At 66.3% G+C, this 17,632-nt stretch carries 16 protein-coding genes and 1 other RNA gene; 8 read left to right on the forward strand and 9 right to left on the reverse strand.

Going from position 1 to position 17,632, the window contains the following annotated elements:
- Window positions 1-73 precede the first annotated feature (73 nt).
- From panB to WIMU1_RS19375, 3 genes are all read left to right on the forward strand, one after another.
- A complete protein-coding gene (panB, locus tag WIMU1_RS19365) occupies window positions 74-943 on the forward strand; it encodes a 3-methyl-2-oxobutanoate hydroxymethyltransferase (protein ID WP_023953817.1) in 870 nt (289 codons plus the stop codon).
- Between the two features lie 63 nt (window positions 944-1,006).
- Window positions 1,007-1,993, forward strand: coding sequence for a prolyl aminopeptidase (pip, locus tag WIMU1_RS19370; RefSeq protein ID WP_062799588.1), 987 nt, complete (start codon window positions 1,007-1,009; stop codon window positions 1,991-1,993).
- The gene (locus tag WIMU1_RS19375) at window positions 1,990-3,513 is read left to right on the forward strand and encodes a CYTH and CHAD domain-containing protein (RefSeq protein ID WP_062799590.1); all 1,524 of its coding nucleotides are present in this window, start codon (window positions 1,990-1,992) and stop codon (window positions 3,511-3,513) included. Before pip ends, WIMU1_RS19375 begins: the two co-directional genes overlap by 4 nt.
- Window positions 3,514-3,528: 15 nt before the next feature.
- On the opposite strand, the gene WIMU1_RS19380 is transcribed toward WIMU1_RS19375, so the two are convergent.
- Together WIMU1_RS19380 and rnpB are read right to left on the reverse strand one after the other, a co-directional pair.
- The gene (locus WIMU1_RS19380) at window positions 3,529-4,941 is read right to left on the reverse strand and encodes an RNB domain-containing ribonuclease (RefSeq protein WP_062799592.1); all 1,413 of its coding nucleotides are present in this window, start codon (window positions 4,939-4,941) and stop codon (window positions 3,529-3,531) included.
- Window positions 4,942-5,004: 63 nt separating this feature from the next.
- Window positions 5,005-5,416, reverse strand: an RNA gene (gene rnpB, locus WIMU1_RS19385) — RNase P RNA component class A.
- Between the two features lie 71 nt (window positions 5,417-5,487).
- Here rnpB and WIMU1_RS19390 point away from each other — a divergent pair.
- Window positions 5,488-6,735, forward strand: coding sequence for an SLC13 family permease (locus WIMU1_RS19390; RefSeq protein WP_062799878.1), 1,248 nt, complete (start codon window positions 5,488-5,490; stop codon window positions 6,733-6,735).
- Window positions 6,736-6,788: 53 nt separating this feature from the next.
- Here the strand turns inward: WIMU1_RS19390 and WIMU1_RS19395 are convergent, their stop codons facing one another.
- The gene (locus WIMU1_RS19395) at window positions 6,789-7,673 is read right to left on the reverse strand and encodes a LysR family transcriptional regulator (RefSeq protein WP_062799595.1); all 885 of its coding nucleotides are present in this window, start codon (window positions 7,671-7,673) and stop codon (window positions 6,789-6,791) included.
- A gap of 133 nt (window positions 7,674-7,806) precedes the next feature.
- On the opposite strand from WIMU1_RS19395, the gene WIMU1_RS19400 reads away from it, so the two are divergent.
- Entirely contained in the window at window positions 7,807-9,120 is a 1,314-nt protein-coding gene (locus WIMU1_RS19400; RefSeq protein WP_062799597.1) for an NAD(P)/FAD-dependent oxidoreductase, read from the forward strand.
- A 1-nt stretch (window position 9,121) separates the two neighbouring features.
- Here the strand turns inward: WIMU1_RS19400 and WIMU1_RS19405 are convergent, their stop codons facing one another.
- The 4 genes from WIMU1_RS19405 to cobC all read right to left on the reverse strand — a co-directional run bounded on the left by WIMU1_RS19405 (window position 9,122) and on the right by cobC (window position 13,333).
- Window positions 9,122-10,237, reverse strand: a complete 1,116-nt coding sequence (locus tag WIMU1_RS19405; RefSeq protein ID WP_062799599.1) for a bifunctional RNase H/acid phosphatase — start codon at window positions 10,235-10,237, stop codon at window positions 9,122-9,124.
- 72 nt (window positions 10,238-10,309) lie between these two features.
- The gene (locus WIMU1_RS19410) at window positions 10,310-11,056 is read right to left on the reverse strand and encodes a zinc ribbon domain-containing protein (protein ID WP_062799600.1); all 747 of its coding nucleotides are present in this window, start codon (window positions 11,054-11,056) and stop codon (window positions 10,310-10,312) included.
- 79 nt (window positions 11,057-11,135) lie between these two features.
- Window positions 11,136-12,266 carry a Nif3-like dinuclear metal center hexameric protein gene (locus tag WIMU1_RS19415; RefSeq protein ID WP_062799601.1) on the reverse strand — a complete coding sequence of 377 codons (1,131 nt, stop codon included), beginning with the start codon at window positions 12,264-12,266 and terminating at the stop codon, window positions 11,136-11,138.
- A complete protein-coding gene (gene cobC, locus WIMU1_RS19420) occupies window positions 12,266-13,333 on the reverse strand; it encodes an Rv2231c family histidinol phosphate aminotransferase CobC (RefSeq protein WP_062799602.1) in 1,068 nt (355 codons plus the stop codon). The genes WIMU1_RS19415 and cobC overlap by 1 nt, the downstream gene beginning before the upstream one ends.
- Before the next feature lie 30 nt (window positions 13,334-13,363).
- On the opposite strand from cobC, the gene WIMU1_RS19425 reads away from it, so the two are divergent.
- Complete coding sequence (locus WIMU1_RS19425) at window positions 13,364-14,068, forward strand: HAD-IA family hydrolase (protein ID WP_370623639.1); 705 nt, start codon at window positions 13,364-13,366, stop codon at window positions 14,066-14,068.
- A complete protein-coding gene (locus tag WIMU1_RS19430) occupies window positions 14,061-14,525 on the forward strand; it encodes a low molecular weight protein-tyrosine-phosphatase (protein ID WP_062799603.1) in 465 nt (154 codons plus the stop codon). The genes WIMU1_RS19425 and WIMU1_RS19430 overlap by 8 nt, the downstream gene beginning before the upstream one ends.
- Window positions 14,526-14,543: 18 nt before the next feature.
- On the opposite strand, the gene WIMU1_RS19435 is transcribed toward WIMU1_RS19430, so the two are convergent.
- Window positions 14,544-15,587, reverse strand: coding sequence for a zinc-binding metallopeptidase family protein (locus WIMU1_RS19435; protein ID WP_062799605.1), 1,044 nt, complete (start codon window positions 15,585-15,587; stop codon window positions 14,544-14,546).
- Between the two features lie 187 nt (window positions 15,588-15,774).
- Here WIMU1_RS19435 and WIMU1_RS19440 point away from each other — a divergent pair, with 187 nt between their 5' ends.
- Window positions 15,775-16,680: an SURF1 family cytochrome oxidase biogenesis protein gene (locus WIMU1_RS19440; protein ID WP_062799606.1), complete on the forward strand. Its 906-nt coding sequence runs from the start codon at window positions 15,775-15,777 to the stop codon at window positions 16,678-16,680.
- Here WIMU1_RS19440 and WIMU1_RS19445 read toward each other — a convergent pair.
- A complete protein-coding gene (locus tag WIMU1_RS19445) occupies window positions 16,627-17,550 on the reverse strand; it encodes a cobalamin biosynthesis protein (RefSeq protein WP_062799608.1) in 924 nt (307 codons plus the stop codon). The two genes, WIMU1_RS19440 and WIMU1_RS19445, sit on opposite strands and share 54 nt — an antisense overlap.
- Window positions 17,551-17,632 lie beyond the last annotated feature (82 nt).

Raw genomic sequence — 17,632 nt, forward strand, 5'->3', positions numbered from 1 at the left:
TGCCACACTGGTGGGGTCATCCACCCACCCGGGTACCCGCGGATGCGGGACTCGAGGCACGAAAGAGACAACGATGTCCGAAAATTCGGTTTATGGCGCTGCTCCCTCCGCACCAATTTCTGGCGAAGCAGCCACCTCCTCCCCCCGCCGCCGCATCACCCGCGTGCATCACCTGGCCCAGATGAAGTCTGAAGGCGAGAAGTGGTCGATGCTCACCGCGTACGACTACTCCAGTGCCCGGATCTTCGACGATGCCCAGATCCCGGTTCTCCTCGTCGGTGATTCCGCGGCAAACGTCGTCTACGGCTACGACACCACCATCCCCGTCAGCATCGACGAACTGCTCCCCCTGGTCCGCGGGGTCGTGAAGGGTGCGCCGCACGCGCTGGTGGTCGCCGATCTCCCGTTCGGCAGCTACGAGGCCGGGCCGCAGCAGGCCCTGGAGTCCTCGATCCGATTCTTCAAAGAGGGCGGCGCCCATGCCGTCAAACTCGAGGGCGGCGAACGCGTCGCCGACCAGATCGCCACACTGACCGCGGCAGGCATCCCGGTGATGGCACACATCGGCTTCACTCCCCAGAGCGTCAACGGCCTCGGCGGTTTCCGCGTTCAGGGCCGTGGTGATGCCGGCGACCAACTGATCGCCGACGCCATCGCCGTCCAGGAGGCCGGCGCATTCGCTGTGGTGATGGAGATGGTCCCTGCCGACCTCGCGGGACAGATCAGCCGCAAACTCACCATCCCCACCGTGGGCATCGGAGCCGGCAACGAAACCGACGCACAAGTACTCGTATGGCAGGACATGGCCGGCTTCACGCACGGCAAGACCGCCCGGTTCGTCAAGCGCTACGCCGACGTCGGCGGCGAATTGCGCCGTGCCGCAGAGCAGTACGCGGACGAGGTGCGTCGCGGACAGTTCCCCGGACCCGAGCACAGCTACTAGGGCTTTCAGCTCGGTCGGCCGCAAATGCGAGCCCGTCCGCGGGCGGACCGGCATAGTGGTCGGATGCGCGATTTCTATCCGGCCATCGAGCCGTACGCCTCCGGACACCTCGATGTCGGTGACGGGCAACAGATCTACTGGGAGCAGAGCGGCAACCCGGGCGGCAAACCCGTGGTGTTCGTCCACGGCGGTCCGGGCGGCGGTACGTCACCGAATCAGCGACAGTTCTTCCACCCCGATGCCTATCGGATCGTCTTGTTCGACCAACGGGGATGTGGGCAGTCCCGGCCCCACATCGCCGACGGCGCCGACTTGTCCGTCAACACCACCGACCATCTCATCGCCGACATGGAGAAGTTGCGCACGGAGTTGGCGATCGACCGGTGGCAGGTGTTCGGCGGTTCCTGGGGGTCGACGCTGGGACTCGCCTACGCACAGCGGCACCCCGAGCGGGTCACAGAGCTGGTGCTCCGTGGGATCTTCCTGCTGCGCCGCAGCGAGATCGACTGGTACTACAACGGCGGTGCCGCCAACATCTACCCGGATCTGTGGGAGTCGTACCTCGAGCCGATTCCCGAGTCGGACCGCGACGGCGACCTCGTCGAGGCCTACCACCGACTGTTGACAGGCGACGATCGCGCCGCAGCGGTGCGGGCCGCAGTGGCGTGGACGACGTGGGAGAAATCGACCAGCTACCTACTTCCTCAGCGCGCCAACGCAGACGAGGACGGCGACTCCGAACGCTATGCTCTCGCTTTCGCCGGCATCGAGAACCATTACTTCACGCACCGCGGCTTCCTCGACGAGGGGCAACTGCTGCGCGACGCACATCGGATCGCACACATCCCGGGTGTGATCGTCCAGGGTCGCTATGACGTGGTGTGTCCCGCACGAAGCGCCTGGGACCTTCACCGCGCGTGGCCTGCGGCCGAGTTGCATATGGTGGACGATGCCGGGCATGCCTCGTTCGAAACGGGTATCCGCCACCAACTGATCGAAGCAACGGACCGCTTTGCCGGTCTCGACCAACAGAAGGGAAGAACCCGGTGAGCGCCGACGAGGTTCTGGAAGTCGAACTCAAGTACGACCTGAATGCCGGAGCGTCCGTACCCGATCTGACCACTCTCGATGTGGTGCATTCGGTGTCCGGACCGGTGGTCGAGCACTTGGACGCAACCTATTACGACACCGAAGCTCTCGATCTGGCCAGCAACAAGATCACCTTGCGCAGACGGGCCGGAGGACACGACGAGGGCTGGCATCTCAAGCGTCCCGCCCCCGCGAACAGCAATGCCCGCCGCGAGCTACACGCCCCGCTGGACTCGGTGGTCGACGCCAGCACCGAAACACAGACGGACCATTTCGCGGCCGTGGTGCCCCACGCATTGGCCGATCAGGTCGGTGTTCACGTCCGCGGTCGGCGCCTGATCCCCATCGCCACGATCGCCACCGTGCGGCACATCACCGAACTGCGCGACGAGGACGACAACGTACTGGCCGTCCTGTGCGACGACAACGTGACCGCCCAGTCACTGCTTCCCGGCGGACACGCCCAGAGCTGGAACGAGTGGGAACTCGAACTGGTCAACGGCAACGAGAAGCTGCTCAAGAAGGCCGACAAGTTGTTGCGCGCCAACGGGGCTCGTACCGCGTCCAGTGCATCGAAGTTGGCCAGGACGATCGGGCCGACCCCCACCGGCAAAGCCCACTCCATCGGGAAGAAACCCAGCGCTCTCGAGCTCGTCATCTCGGAGCTGGCCGAGCACCGCGACCACCTGATCGCTCAAGATCCCCTCGTCCGCGAGAATGCGCCCGACTCTGTGCATCAGATGCGGGTGGCAACCAGACGAGCGCGTAGCGTGCTGCAGTCGTTCCCGCATGTGTTGTCCGCCGACACGGCCGAACACCTGGGCGGCGAGCTGAAACACCTCGCAGCAGTTCTCGGCGAAGCCCGGGACGCCGAGGTACAACTCGAACGCAACGAACACCTGCTCGAGAACGAAAAGGCATCGGAGTCGATCGTCACCGCACTGATCGACGACCAACGCGAAACGCACCGCATCGCACTCGAACTGGCCATCGACTTCCTGCGCTCGAAGCGGTATTTCGAGCTGCTCGAAGAGCTCGACCGCACCATCGCCGAGCCCGAAGCCGGCGAGGATGCAGAACTCACCGCCGCCGACGCGCTCGACCACGCGATCAAACGCAGCGCCAAGCGTGTCGAGAAGGCTCAGCGCAAACTCGAGGAACTCACCGACGGCACACCTGAATGGGTGGAGCAACTCCACACCATCCGCAAACGCGCAAAGCAGTTGCGGTACAGCGCCGAATCGGGTGAGCAACTGCAGAGCAACAAACACCGCAAGATCGCAAAGGTCGCCAAGGGTGAACAGAGCGTGCTGGGCGATTTCCACGATGCGGAAGTCAGTCGCGAGCACCTCGCATCGCTGGCATCCGCATCCGGCATCACCCCGGCTGATGCTTTTGTCTACGGTCGCCTCGACGCACGTGAGGAGTTCGCGGCCAAGGCTGCGCTCGCCGAGTACGACAAGATCCGCTCGGCTCGGTGATCGTGTGGCCGACCATCACGACACAGCGGTGAAGACCACCGTCGGTTCGTGAGGGTCGGCCTCGGTCAGCCTCACCTGGATCCGAGTGCCTTCCGGTGGGTCGCCGAGACAGCTGCCGAACACCGCTGGGTCGGAGATGAAGACCTGAGCGTGACGGTTACCGCGCTTCCCGTGCAGGACTGTGGCAGTGAAACTCTCGCCCACCCGGCTCGACAACAGCATCGCCTCGGCGAGGTCGAGGCCGGCCCGGTCGGCCTTGCCGGCAACCGAACTCGAACTCCGCATCACATCGGGAAGAGTCGGTAGCGCCGTGCGGACCCACGGAGGAATCGACTCCCCCGACGCGAGCGCCAGGCACACCTCGGTGGCGAAACGATCGGCAAGCCGGCGCAGCGGTGCCGTCACATGCGCGTACACACCGGCGATACCGCCGTGGCCGGTGACCGTGTCCGGCGGGATCTCCCCCAACATCGCCAGATAGTCACTGCCACGCAGAAGAGTGGTCGCATCCGACATCAACGCCAGGGTGCTCGGAGCTGCCGGATCGAGCCCGGCCAAGAAAGCGCCCGCCGAGACACCTTGTGCCCAGGGCACATCCAGGGCAGAGGCGGATGCACGCAGTTTGTCCACGTCTTCCTGACGGGCATCGGGCAGGGTCCGCAGGAGCCCGGTCTTGGCCTCGAGCATCATCTGGCCGGCGCACATCCCGGTGAGCAGCGACACCTGCGAATTCCACATGTCGGCGCGGGTGCGGGGTTGCACCACCAGCTGCCAGTCGCCACCCGGCTCGCGGACGACCTCTTGTTCGGGCAACCCCAATTCGATGGCGCCGCGGCTGATCGACAGTCTGCTGCGGAGTTCGCCGAAGGCGGGCAGCGCCGCGATCGACGGGTGCAGCCGACCTGTGTCCGCGTCGCGCTGCACCGTTGCGTAGTCCAGACGAGCCACCGAACGCACTGACGCCCGGTGCACGTCCACCGACGTCGGCTCCCCCGCGGAGTCCACCGTGATCCGCCACAGCACCGCGGGCCGCGTCTGATCGGGCAGCAACGACCCGATGTTCTCCGAGAGCGGCCGAGGATGCAACGGCACGTTCCCGTCGGGGAAGTAGACGGTCTGCCCTCGCCGGCGTGTCTCCTGGTCCAAGGGCCCCTCGGGAGGGACGAGCGCGGCGACGTCTGCGATGGCGTAGTGCACCACGAAGCCGTCACCGTCGGCAATGATGTGGACCGCCTGATCGAGATCAACCGAACCGGGCGGGTCGATGGTGACCAGTGGGAGGTCGGTGCGGTCGGTGCGGGAATCGGCGAGCCGGTCGGTTGCGTTCTGCGCCTGTTCCTGTGCGGCGGCGCCGAAGTCCTCGGACAAGCCCAGGTCGGTCCGGATGGCGCCGAAGTCTATGTCCGCTGCGCGGAGTCTGCGTTGCACCGCCCAAGACTAACGGCGGGCTCCCCCGGCAACGGCTTGACGGGACAAACATTCGGATGTGGGCGAACGAGCCGGCCTGTAAGCCGGATCCTGTACCGGCGACCTTGCGGTCGCCGGTGGCGGCCATCCATCTGGGTACACCGTCGCCGGGTACCTCGAGCGGTCCACCCGCAGGCTCGGGCGAGCCGCCCTCGAACACCTGCGCAGCCGCACCAGTTGCCTGATGCGACCTTCGACCTTGCTCCGGGTGGGGTTTACCGAGCCATCACGGTCACCCGTGATGCTGGTGCGCTCTTACCGCACCGTTTCACCCTCACCGGCTTTCGCCGGCGGTCTGTTTTCTGTGGCACTGTCCCGCGAGTCACCTCGGGTTGCTGTTGGCAACCACCCTGCTCTGTGGAGTCCGGACTTTCCTCGACCGCGGGCAGGTCGCTGAAGCAACTGTTCCCGCGATCGCGGCCGCCCGGCCGACTCGTTCGCTCCATCACTGTACGTTCCCTCCTGTCCGATTGGTCCACCCGACCGGACGCAGGGAACAATCAGCGCGTGGATGTTGCGGCTCTGGTGCTGTTGGTCGCGACACTGGGGATTGCCGTCTGGCGGCCGAGAGGGCTTCCCGAGGCCGCAGCCGCAGTTCCGGCAGCCGGACTCGCGATCGCGATCGGCGCGGTGGCCCCTGATCGGGCCTGGGCCGAGATCCGAACCCTGTCACCGACCGTGCTGTTCTTGGCGGCCCTGCTCGTGTTGTCGCACGCGTGTGCCGCACTGGGGATCTTCACCTGGCTCGCCAGGACCATCGCGCGCCGATCGGTTCCGGCCGCGGGCACGCCGGCGCCGAAGTACCGGCTCCTCGGTTTCGTCTTCGCGGCCGGTGCCCTCACCACTGCCGCCCTGAGCCTCGACGCAACCGTGCTGTTGCTGACGCCCGTCCTCCTGTCGATGACCCGGACGCTACGGGTGGCCGCACGTCCGTACAGCTACGCCTCTCTCACCCTGGCGAACTCGGCATCGACGCTGATGCCCGTGTCGAACCTGACCAATCTGCTGGCATTTGCCGCGACAGGCCTGGGTTTCGTCGAGTTCACCTTGCTGATGGCGCTGCCGTGGCTGGTGATCGTGACAGTCGAGTACACACTGTTCTGCTGGTACTTCCGTGACGACCTGAAGACCCTCCCGCGTTCAGAGCACACCGAGGAACCCGGTCCCGCCCCCACGGCAGCCTTGGCCGTACTCGCCGCCACACTGTTGCTGTTCGGGCTGAGTTCGGTGATCGGTATCGAACCGGTGTGGTTTGCCGTCCTCGGTGCCACGGTGATGGCAGCGTTGGCAATTCGCGCACGCAGCACCTCCGTGGTCGAGATCGCGCGGTCGGCAAACGCAGGATTCCTCGCCTTCGTGTTCGCCCTCGGTGTGCTCGTCGTCGGGATCGCCGACGGCGCACTGGGCTCCCGGCTCGCCGAATTCCTCCCCGACGGAACCGGTCTGCTCGACCTGTTGCTCGTCGCAGTCGTGTCAGCGGTGATCGCCAACGTGATCAACAACATTCCCGCAACCCTGCTGATGCTCGCCGCGCTCGGTGCCGGATGCCCGACTCCCCTGGTGCTCGCCATGTTGCTCGGCGTCAACATCGGCCCGACGCTCACCTATCTCGGATCGTTGGCGAACATGTTGTGGCTCAAGCTCGTCCGCGTCGGCGGTCAAACCGTGACGGTCAAGGAATTCACCGCAGTCGGTCTGCTCACCGTTCCCGCCGCCCTCGTCGCCTCCGTGGTGGCCCTCTGGCTGGTGACCTGAAGCTCTCATCGAGCTCCGCTACGCTTCGTCTCCGGCCGAATGGTCGAGCTCCGCTACGCTTCGTCTCCGGTCCGCCTGTGTACGGCCTGCAACGTCGCGATCAGATCATCCACGATCTCCGAATGCGCACCTGGCGAACGAACAACAGCAGACACCGGAACCCTCAGTGCGCGTTCGCGGTCCCGCGTGAAGGCGATACCCGCCAGCGGCATCCGTTCGTACAGCACCGTCCATTCGTCGGGGTGGTTCAGCAGTTCCATGGTGGCCGTGTGATCCACCGGCAACGGCGGCGCCTGACGAGGACGATCCAGTCCATGCCGGTCGAATGCATCTCGGATCACGTTGTGCAACAACACCTGATCGCGCGCAGGCGGCAACAACAGCGGATAGGCACCCAGTTCGGCCAACGGGACGTCGCCGGTGCCCGCGAGGGGATGCCGATCCGACATCGCCACCACCAGATCGTCCACCCACAGTCGCTGCACCGCCAGGCCCGGGCGTTCGATGTCGCCTCGGATCAACGCGAGGTCGACGTCACCACCGAGCACCGCATCGATGCGCTGATCGAAACTCTTGATGATGAACTCGATCTCGACATCGAGATGCTCGGTACGCAGTTGCGCGATCGCGGCCAGCGACTGCTGAGCGAACGACATGTTCGCCGCCATCCGTACCCGGCCACCAGGCGCCCGAGCCGCGGCCGTGATCATCGATTCGATGCCCAGCATCTGCCTGGCGAGCGGGAGCACCTGCGCGCCCAGCTCGGTCAGCCGCACGGCCCGGGTGGACCGTTCGATCAACTTGGATCCGAGCTCGTGCTCGAGCCGGGCAACCTGATGACTGATCGCCGACTGCGAGATGAAGCAGCGCTGCGCCGCCCGGCTGAAGCTCAGCTCTTCGGCGACAGCCACGAAATACGTCAACTGGCGAAGCTCCATGTGAGCAGCATATATGCCGAATCGCGATAAGTCCTATCTTTAGAATTCGTTTGATCAGCGGCTGAAGAGGGATTACTCCTTGATGAGTCGACGCTGTACTTGGCAGATGTCGCACCCAGGAGATAAAAGGATCATGGACGCACCTTTCGCAACGACCAGCACGAATCAGCAACTCGACGCCGACGTCGCCATCGTCGGATCGGGTTTCGGTGGGCTCACCGCAGCGCAGCGGCTCGCCAAGTCGGGTCTGCGGGTGGTCCTCGTCTCGAGCACTCCCGAGCACCTGTTCCAGCCGTTGCTCTACCAGGTTGCCACCGGCGTCCTGAACAGCGAGGAGATCGCCCCGGACGTGGCCGGCATCCTCCGTCGCCACAAGAACATCGAGGTGCGGCTGGGAACGGTGACCGCGGTGGATCCCGATGCCGGGCTCCTCACATTCCGCGGAGAGGGCGCAGCCCAGACCGTCCGGTTCCGCTATCTGATCGCGGCCACAGGTGCCACCCAGTCGTACTTCGGTCGTGACGAGTTCGCACGATATTCCTTCGCGCTCAAGACGATCGACGACGCCACCCGTCTTCGCGCACAGATCCGACGCTGTTTCGAGGAAGCCGCGCGCACGGACGATCCGGACTTGCGTCGCCGGTTGCTCAGCTTCGTGGTGGTGGGCGCCGGCCCCACCGGCGTGGAGGTGGCCGGCCAGATTCGCGAATTGGCCACGCGCTATTACAAGCTCGATGACGTCTCGGTGTACCTCGTCGAGGGCGCGGGGGCCGCGCTCCCCGTGTACGGGGGTTCGCTGTCCGCCTATGCGCAGAAGGCCCTGGAACGTGGCGGTGTCGAGGTGGTACTGAACGCCTTTGTCACCGAAATGGATTCAGAAGGCGTCACCGTCAAGATCGGCGACGGGGCGGCAACGCGCCGCATCGCAGCCGACACCATCGTGTGGTCGGCCGGAGTGCAGGCAAGCGCCTTTGCGGGCGTACTCGCCGAGGTCACCGGAAGCGCGACCGACCGCGCCGGCAGACTGTTGATCAACCCCGACCTGACGGTCGGTGGCTACGCGAACGTGTTCGCCATCGGCGACATGACGTCGTTGAACGGCTACCCCGGTCAGAGCCCGGTCGCCATGCAGGAGGCACGCCACGCTGCGGACATCATCAGCCGGAAGAAGCAACCGGGCACCCCGTTCCAGTACCTCGACAAGGGCAGCATGTCGGTGATCAACCGCTTCAGCGCGGTGGTGGCCATCAACGAGCGAATCCGGTTCGGCGGCTTCATCGCCTGGCTGACGTGGCTGGCAGTGCACTTGTTCTACCTGGTGGGGTTCCGTAACCGGTTCGCGGCCATCGCCTCGTGGCTCTTCGCCTTCGTGGGCAGCAACCGTCCCGGATTCGACCAGGCCGACCGGATGCCGGCAGAGAAGCAACGTCGCCGCAAGGCCAGTTGAGTCAGATCTCGCCGAGGTGGTTGGTGTCGTTCACCAGTCGCACCGACGCACCGCCGTCGGGATAGAACTCGGCGAGGCTCAGCGACGCCAGATCCAGGTGCAGTCGATAGAGAATCGACGGACCCACATCGAGCGCTGAACGCAGCAACACCTTGATGGGTGTCACATGGGATACCACCAGAACAGTCGACGACTCGTTGCCTGCGACGATCTCTGACCGTGCCTGCAGCACGCGTTCGGTGACGGTGTCGAAACTCTCGCCCCCGGGCGGGGCGACGCTGGTGTCACCGAGCCAGGTCTTGAAGAGCTCGGGGTCGCGCTCTGCGGCCTCTCGGAACGTCAGACCCTCCCACGCCCCGAAGTCGGTCTCGATCAGACCGTCGTGCACCGTGACCGGCAAACCCAATGCGGTAGCGGCTGATTCGGCGGTCTCCCTGGCGCGGCCCAACGGAGAGCTGATCACAGCACTGACGTCCGAGGGGGTCCGTGAGGCCAGCCGCTTGGCGGCCAGTGCTGCTTGTTCGCGGCCCAGCTCGGTCAGTTCGGGGTTACCCCTACCCGAGTAGCGACGCTCGACCGACAGCGCTGTCTGCCCGTGCCGTAACAGCAACAGACGTGTGGGAGCGCCGCGCGCGCCTGTCCACCCCGGCGACATCGCCGGCGCTTTTACCGTTGTGCCGGTGTCGGATTCGGGCGACGCGGCAGGCGTCACACCTGCAGCGGCATCCATCGCTTCGTTCGCCAATCGATCTGCGTGCCCGTTCTGATTGCGCGGTATCCAGACGAACTCGACGTTGTCGAACCGTCCGGTCAGGCTCTTGGCCTCGCGAGCCAGCGGGATCATGTCCGGATGCTTGATCTTCCAGCGGCCCGACATCTGCTCGACAACGAGTTTCGAATCCATCCGCATCGTGACCTCAGCGGCCCCGAGCTCGGCAGCAGCTGTGAGCGCCGCGATGAGGCCCCGGTATTCGGCCACGTTGTTGGTGGTCACCCCGAGCGCCTCTTTGCGTTCCGCGAGAACCGCAGAGTGGTCGGCGTCGAACACCACCGCCCCGTAACCGGCCGGACCGGGGTTGCCGCGTGAGCCCCCGTCTGCCTCCGCTATCACCTTCACCGGTCCCTCACCCTTCGTGCCGTCGGTGCACCGTCGTCGCGTGCGATGTCGTCGAGCGCACAGGCGCCGCGGTCATTGCCGGGTCAGACCGGATTCGTTGGTACGTACCAGGATTGCGCCACACTCGTCGCATCGGACGACCTCGTCGGCCGGGGTGGCGGCGATGCGGCCGAGCAGACCGCGGTCGAACTCCATGCGGCATCCGCCGCAACGGCCGGCCCGGAGCAAGCCCGCTCCGACCCTTCCCGCTTTCGTCTGCCGGTCGTAGATCGCCATGAGATCGGCGTCGGCGTGTTCGAGCATCGCGTCACGCTTGGTCTGCGCGGCAGCTTCTGCCTCCGCGATCTCGGCCAACGCGACCTCGCGGCGGGCCGTGGCGTCGTCGATCAGCCGTTGGGTGTGGGCCGTCATCGCCGATGCACGCTGCTCGTCCGCGCTGACCGCTTCCTGCTGCTCCATCACCTCGAGCATCTCGTCCTCGAGATTGGACCGTCGACGGATCAAACCGGCGACCTCGTGCTCGAGTTCGGTCAGTGCCTTGGCAGGCAGATTGCCTGCCGCCAACTGCTGGTTGTCCTTGGCCTCGCGCATCGACATCGAGTTGATCTCGTTGTCGAGCCGACGCGATTCACGCAGCAGGTCTTCGGCGGCGATCTGGGCGCGGATTGCCTCGTCGCGCTGGGTCTGCAGCTGTTCGGCAAGCCTGCTCAACTCGGCGTTCTCTGGAAGGACTGCCCGCCGATGCGCGATGCGGTGCAATTCGGCATCGATGTCGGCGATATCCAACATGAGTCGTTGGCTGGCCGGGTCTGCTTTCACCAGTGCCCTTTCGTTTTATGCATGGATGTGCAACCGTACGCGGTCTGCGACGACCCACTCGGTTCAGCTCCCGCCGCCCTCATCCGCCGTAACCCCCTCGATGGACGGTCCACGGATCAGTCGGGTTGGCGAACACGGTGGCCGAGAGCCCCGGCAGCTCGGCACCCAGGAGATCGACAACCTGCTCGCACCAAGGAAACTCGGTGCTCCAGTGGCCGGCGTCGATGAGCGCCGGACCACCCCCGCGCAGATGTTCGTCGACCGGGTGATGGCGTAGATCCCCCGTCACGTAGACGTCCGCCCCGGCGGCCCGCGCGGCCCTGAGCAGCGAATCGCCAGCTCCACCGCAGACCGCAACGGTCCGGACCGCCTGTTCGGGATCACCGGCGGCGCGTATCCCTGACGTCGACACGGGCAGGGCGTCGGCGACGAGCTTGGTGAACGCGCCCAGCGTCAGCGGTCCGGCGAGCTCACCGACCCGGCCGAGTCCCTCCCCACTGATCCCTGCGGCCGGCTCGATGAGATCGAAGGCCGGTTCCTCGTAAGGATGGGCTGCTCGCAGCGCGCCGAGAACTGCTGCGCGCACCGACCTGCGTGCAACCATCTCGACACGGTCTTCGGCAACCTGGGTCAGCTCACCGCGCGCACCGACCGCCGGGTCCGCATCTGCGCTGGGAAGGAATTGTCCGGTTCCGGACGTACTCCAGCAGCAGTGGCTGTACTCCCCGATCTGGCCGGCTCCCGCAGCGAACATCGCTTCCCGTACGGAGGCGGCCTCGGCGGCGGGAACGAACACCGACCACTTGTCCATGGCCGCAGCAGGTTTCGGGTCGAGCGGCCGCAGGTCGGTCAGTCCGAGCGCACCGGCCAACGCATCCGACACTCCCGGGGATGCCGAGTCCGCATTGGTGTGGGCGGTGTACAGCGCGCACCCGTTCCGGATCAACCGGTGGATGAGCCGGCCCTTGGGGGTATGGGCGCCCACCGTGTCGACGCCACGGAGGAGCAGGGGGTGGTGGGCCACGATGAGGTCGACCCCTCCGGCCACGGCGAGATCGACCACCGCGTCGGTCACGTCCACGCAGCACAGCACCGAACCCACCGTCTCGGCGGGGTCACCACACACCAGACCCACCGAGTCCCAGTCCTCGGCGAGCCGTACCGGGTATGCCCGTTCGAGTACTTCGATCACGTCTGCAAGGGCGGTCATCAGCCCACCTTTCCGATCGCATCGATCAACCCGGAGACAGTGCTCTCATCGCGGACCGCGAGCCGGAGCATGTCCGGCCCCATCCCGACGAAGTTGGCGCAGCTGCGCACCGCATACCCATGATCGCGCAGCCGTTCTTTGAACGCAGTGCCGTTCGGGATGGCGATCGTGACAAACGACGCCGAGGGCCGTCCCAACACCTCGACACCTACTCCCTGCAGTGCCGCGATCATCGAGGCGCGATGCGCCTGTACCTCCGCAGCCTGCGCCGCCGCGTACGCAGCACCCTCGGGGCCCGCACACACCTCGAGCGCGACCAGCTGCAACGTCCCCAGTGGCCAGTGCGGTCGGGCCCGGGCCAGCCGGCGCAGCAACAGGGGGTCGCCCAGGAGGTAGCCGGCACGCAGCCCCGCGAGTGCAAATGTCTTCGTGATGCTCCGCAGAACCAGCACACCGTCGAGACGATCACCCGCGAGGCTCTCCGGCTCCCCCGGCACGATGTCGGCGAACGCCTCATCCACCACGACGACGCGACCGGGACGTCGCAGGGCGGCGATCGCGGCGCGGGGGTGCAGCACGGACGTGGGATTGGTGGGGTTGCCCAGCACCACCAGGTCGGCGGACTCGGGCACGAGATCGGGGTCGAGGTTCCAGGGCGGCGGGAGCACCACCTGTTCGATCGCGACGTCCGCTGCGCGCAAGGCACGCTCGGGTTCGGTGAACGAGGGTTGCACAAGAGCCGCCAGCCGGGGCTGCAACTGCGGCAGCAACGCGAAACCCTCGGCGGCCCCGGCCAGCAACAACACCTCGGACGGGTCACGGCGGTGATGCCTGGCAATGGCCTCCACGGCCCGTCGCTCATCGTCGACCCCGGGATAGCGGGCGAGGTCACCGATACGGGCATACAGCGCTCGCAGCAGGAAGTCAGGGGTGGCGCCACGCACGTTGACCGCGAAGTCGACGAGTCCGGGCTCGATGTCACGGTCGCCGTGACGAGCAAGGTCCGTGAGCGGCTGCCCCGCAGCAACTCGGTGTTCTCCCCCGGTCGGTGCGCTCGGCGATTTCACAGTTGTCGAGCCTACGGGCAGGATGGACTGGTGAGTTCGCGCATCGACACCAGCCTCCCCGACCCCGCTGATCTGCCCGACCCGGCCGCCGCGTCGACGGTGCTCCTGTTCGACCTCGACGGCACCATCACCGATTCGTTCGCAGGCATCGAGAAGAGTTTCCGCCATGCCCTCGACACCGTGGGCGCACCGCAACCCGACGAGTCGGTGGTGGCCGGGATCGCGGGGCCACCCATGATCGACAGCCTTCGGCGGCTCGACCTCGATGAACCAACCGTCGATGCCGCGATGAAGGCGTACCGCGAGCGGTACGTCAGCGTCGGCTGGCTGGAGAACTCGGTGTTCGACGGTATGGACGGACTCCTCGCCGACCTGTCCGCGTCCGGTCGCAGGCTCGCGGTGGCGACCTCCAAGAATCAGGCCACCGCCCGGCGGATCCTCGAGCACTTCGGGCTCGACAAGCACTTCGAGTACATCGCGGGGGCATCCGATGACGGCTCACGGCGCAGCAAATCCGACGTGATCGGGCACGCACTGGCCTCCCTGGGGATCACCGACGTCTCCGATCACGCGGTGGTGATGATCGGCGACCGGTCGCATGACGTTCACGGTTCGGCCGAGTACGGCATTCCCGCGGTGTTCGTGCGGTGGGGATACGCGGTGTCCGACGAGCACACCGACGCGGCGTGGGCTGTGGAATCGGTGGACCAGCTCCGCGGGTTGCTCCATGCCTGACCGCCTGCACGTCACCTTCGTCTGCACCGGGAACATCTGCCGGTCACCCATGGGGCAGAACATCTTCCGGCATGCGCTCGACGAGGCCGGGCTCGCGGAGCAGGTCCGGGTGACCAGTTGCGGAACGGGCCACTGGCATGTCGGCGATCCCGCGGACCTCAGAGCCCGTACCGAATTGACCTCGGCCGGGTACGACGACGACCACACCGCAGCCCAGATCGGACCCGAGCACCTCGGAGCAGACTTGTTGCTGGCGATGGACAGCGGGCATCTGCGTGCACTGCAGGAACAGGGTGTCGGCGAACGAGCACGGCTGCTGCGCAGCTTCGACCCCGACGCCGATGGGCCGGATGTCGCCGACCCGTACTACGGATCGGACGACGGATTCGCCACCGTTCGTCAGCAGATCGAGGCCGCCGTCCCGGGGCTCCTGGCGTGGGTGCGCGAACGCCACTGACCCCGGGCCCCCGCGGGGTCAGAGCACGGCCGGTGCGATCAGTCCGTGGATGAAGCGCATCTTCGACAACACCTGTTGCGGGAGCACAAACGGGTACAGATCCTGATGCCCCATCGATCGGTTGATCTGGTTGAGCGCCCACGTCAGTGGGAGCCACAGGTCGATGATCTGGTCGAATCCCACATCGCCGAGCAACACGCTGTCGAGGGTGGCTCCCGCCGGCGCCATCGCGAATGCCGCAGCGGTGTCGAGGGTGTCGCGGATGTGCAGGTAGTGCGCGAACGTCTCGGCCCAGTCCTCGGCGGGGTGCATCGTGGCGTAGGAGGAGACGAAGTTGCGCCGCCAGTCCGTCGGGGGTCCATCGCCGTAATGGCGGTCGAGTGCCGCCTGGTAGTCCTCGTCCGGGTCTCCGAACAGCTCCTCGAAGGGTTCCCGGTGTTCACCTGAGCCGACCAGGACCATTTGGTAGTAGTGCCCGATCTCGTGACGGAAGTGTCCGATCAGGGTGCGATAGGGCTCGTCCATCGACACCCGCAACTGCTCGCGGTGCACATCGTCGCCCTCTGCGAGGTCGAGGGTCACCACCCCGCTGGCGTGTCCGGTGATGACGGGGTTCTCGGCGCTGGACAGCAGATCGAATGCGAGGCCCGTGTCGGGGTCCACGTCGCGGCCCCGGATGGGAAGCCCCAATTCGTCCAGTTCGAGGATCACCCGGCGTTTGTTGGTCTCGGCAACCCCGAACGCCTCCATCGCGGTGGTGTCGGTGTCGGCGGGCCGCGTTCGGGTGAGCCGGCATGACTCGCACAGAGTCGACGGATTTGGTTCGCCTGCAGGTGTTTTCGCGCCGGGTTCGACTTCCGGGATGATCCAGTTGCAGGAGATGAGCGCGAAGTTGGTGCATCGCACCAGCTTTTGTCCGTCGAGTTCGGTGGTCGCCTCCTCGTCGAGGACATACATGGTGCGCGTCGGCATGTGGAATCCGAGCGGGCTCTTGCAGTTCAGGCACAACGTGTTCTCGAACGACAGTCGCTGACCACACTTACGGCAGACCAGATCGCGCATGGGTGACGCTCCCCTCGTGGTGATGATGACGGCGTGATGCCGGCCCGTCGCCGGGCGGACCGCAGTTTTTGCACCGTCCCACTGCGTTGAGCGTAGTCGCTGGTCCGGCCGCGTCGGACATGGCCGATCCGGGAATCGGACGCGACACCGTGTCGGACCTGGTGGGTGGACTCGGTACCGTGGTGATGTGCGTGTCCTGCGAAACTTCCTGCGTCCCGGATGGATCGCGCTTGCCATCGTGGTGATCGCGTTCGCCGTCGCGTGCTTCTGGGTGCTGGCCCCGTGGCAGCTGGGTAAGAACTCACGCACCGAGCATCAGAACGACCTCATCAAACGAGCGGAGTCGTCTCAGCCCGTTCCGATCAGCGACCTCTATCAAGATGGTCGTCCGGTCGAGGACGCCGAATGGAGCCGTGTCGCGGTCACCGGCAGGTACCTGCCGGACAAGCAGGCGGTGGTACGGCTGCGCTCCATCGAGGGGTCGCCCGCCTATGAGGTGCTCACCCCGTTCGCGGCCGACTCCGGCGACACCTACCTGGTCAACCGCGGATACGTGAAGCCTGTCCAGGGCACGGCCTTGCCTCCGATCACCCCGCCGCCGACCGAGCAGGTCACGCTGGTCGCCCGCATCCGTGCGGCGGAGGGAACCAGTCCGGGGCGTGAGCCGCGTACCGAGGCCGGCGCAACACAGGTCTATTCCATCGACCCGGTGGTCCTCGGCCGTGCCGTCGACGTGCCTCTGGCCGCCGGATACCTCCAGCTGACCGACGACCAGCCCGGTGGACTCGGCGTCATCGATCTCCCCCAGCTCGACTCAGGCCCGTACCTCTCCTATGGGTTGCAATGGCTTGCCTTCGGCGTGATGGCGCCGTTGGGGCTGGGCTACTTCGTGTGGTCGGAGGTCAAGCAGCGGAAAGCTGCGAAGACCGGCGCCCCGATACCCAAGAAGCCACGCGAGCGGGGCCGCCGGACGCGGGAGGCACTGGCCGCGTCGTCCACCGGCGCAGTGGTCCATTCGGAGGCGCGTGGGCCGATCGGCTCAGGACCGACGAGCGCGCCGGACGACAAGCTGTCCGACCGCTACGGTCGCTAAGGCGCCGATCTGCACCCGCCGGGACAACGCCGCGGCGCGGTACAGGTCGCGGTCGGTGGGAGCGCGACCGTCGCCCAGCGTCGGGCGAATCTCGGTCCGGTGCCGGTAGACCGTGACACCGCCGAGCTCCACGCCGAGTGCTCCCGCGAACGAGGCCTCGACCACACCCGCATTGGGACTGGGGTGTGCCGATGCGTCCCGACGCACAGCGGTGGCCGCCCCCGCCCGATCGTCGCCGAGTGCCACCACCAGGAGTGCGGTCAGGCGGGCGGGCAGGAAGCTCGCAGCGTCGTCGAGTCGAGCGCTTGCCCAGCCGAAGTTTAAATATCTGCTGTTGCGATAACCGACCATCGCATCGAGCGTGTTGATCATCCGGTACGCCAGCAGTCCCGGGATCCCGGCGATCGCTCCCCACACCAGCGGACCCACTGTTGCATCCGAGGTGTTCTCGGCGACGGATTCGAGCGCGGCGCGGGCCATCCCGTCTGCGTCGAGACTGTTCGGGTCACGGCCGCACAGACTGGGTATCAACGCGCGGGCGCCCTCGAGGTCGTCGGACGCCAGCGAGTCGGCCAGACGCTCGCCTACCGACGTCAGGGAGGTACCGCCCAAGGTCGCCCAGGTGATCAGCGCCGTCGGCAGCACCCCGCTGCGGCGGCCCATCATGCCCGCACCGGTGACCACTCCCACGCACGTGACGGTGAACATGGTTCCGGCCCAACGTGAGTCGCGATACAGGACGCTCTCGAGCCTTCCCGCTGCGATACCCATGCCGGCCACGGGGTGATAGCGCGTCGGGTCGCCGAAGATGCGGTCGAGGAGATATCCCGCGGTCAGCCCGAGGGCGCGGTCCCAGCCAGCAGTCACCATGGTGTGCTCATCCTAGGACTTGGTGAGGCGCGCCCAGCCACGAGAGCAAGTGAGGGTACCCTCATTCCTGCTTGGTGCCGCT

The sequence above is a fragment of the Williamsia muralis NBRC 105860 genome (assembly GCF_001598915.1).
GTDB lineage: Bacteria > Actinomycetota > Actinomycetes > Mycobacteriales > Mycobacteriaceae > Williamsia > Williamsia muralis.

What these genes read in the sequence shown, in the direction of transcription:
- pip (WP_062799588.1), top strand. Translation starts at nt 1,007, where the DNA reads ATGCGCGATTTCTATCCGGCCATCGAGCCGTACGCCTCCGGACACCTC.
- WIMU1_RS19445 (WP_062799608.1), bottom strand. Translation starts at nt 17,550, where the DNA reads ATGGTGACTGCTGGCTGGGACCGCGCCCTCGGGCTGACCGCGGGATAT.
- panB (WP_023953817.1), top strand. Translation starts at nt 74, where the DNA reads ATGTCCGAAAATTCGGTTTATGGCGCTGCTCCCTCCGCACCAATTTCT.
- WIMU1_RS19435 (WP_062799605.1), bottom strand. Translation starts at nt 15,587, where the DNA reads ATGCGCGATCTGGTCTGCCGTAAGTGTGGTCAGCGACTGTCGTTCGAG.
- WIMU1_RS19430 (WP_062799603.1), top strand. Translation starts at nt 14,061, where the DNA reads ATGCCTGACCGCCTGCACGTCACCTTCGTCTGCACCGGGAACATCTGC.
- WIMU1_RS19395 (WP_062799595.1), bottom strand. Translation starts at nt 7,673, where the DNA reads ATGGAGCTTCGCCAGTTGACGTATTTCGTGGCTGTCGCCGAAGAGCTG.
- WIMU1_RS19415 (WP_062799601.1), bottom strand. Translation starts at nt 12,266, where the DNA reads ATGACCGCCCTTGCAGACGTGATCGAAGTACTCGAACGGGCATACCCG.
- WIMU1_RS19400 (WP_062799597.1), top strand. Translation starts at nt 7,807, where the DNA reads ATGGACGCACCTTTCGCAACGACCAGCACGAATCAGCAACTCGACGCC.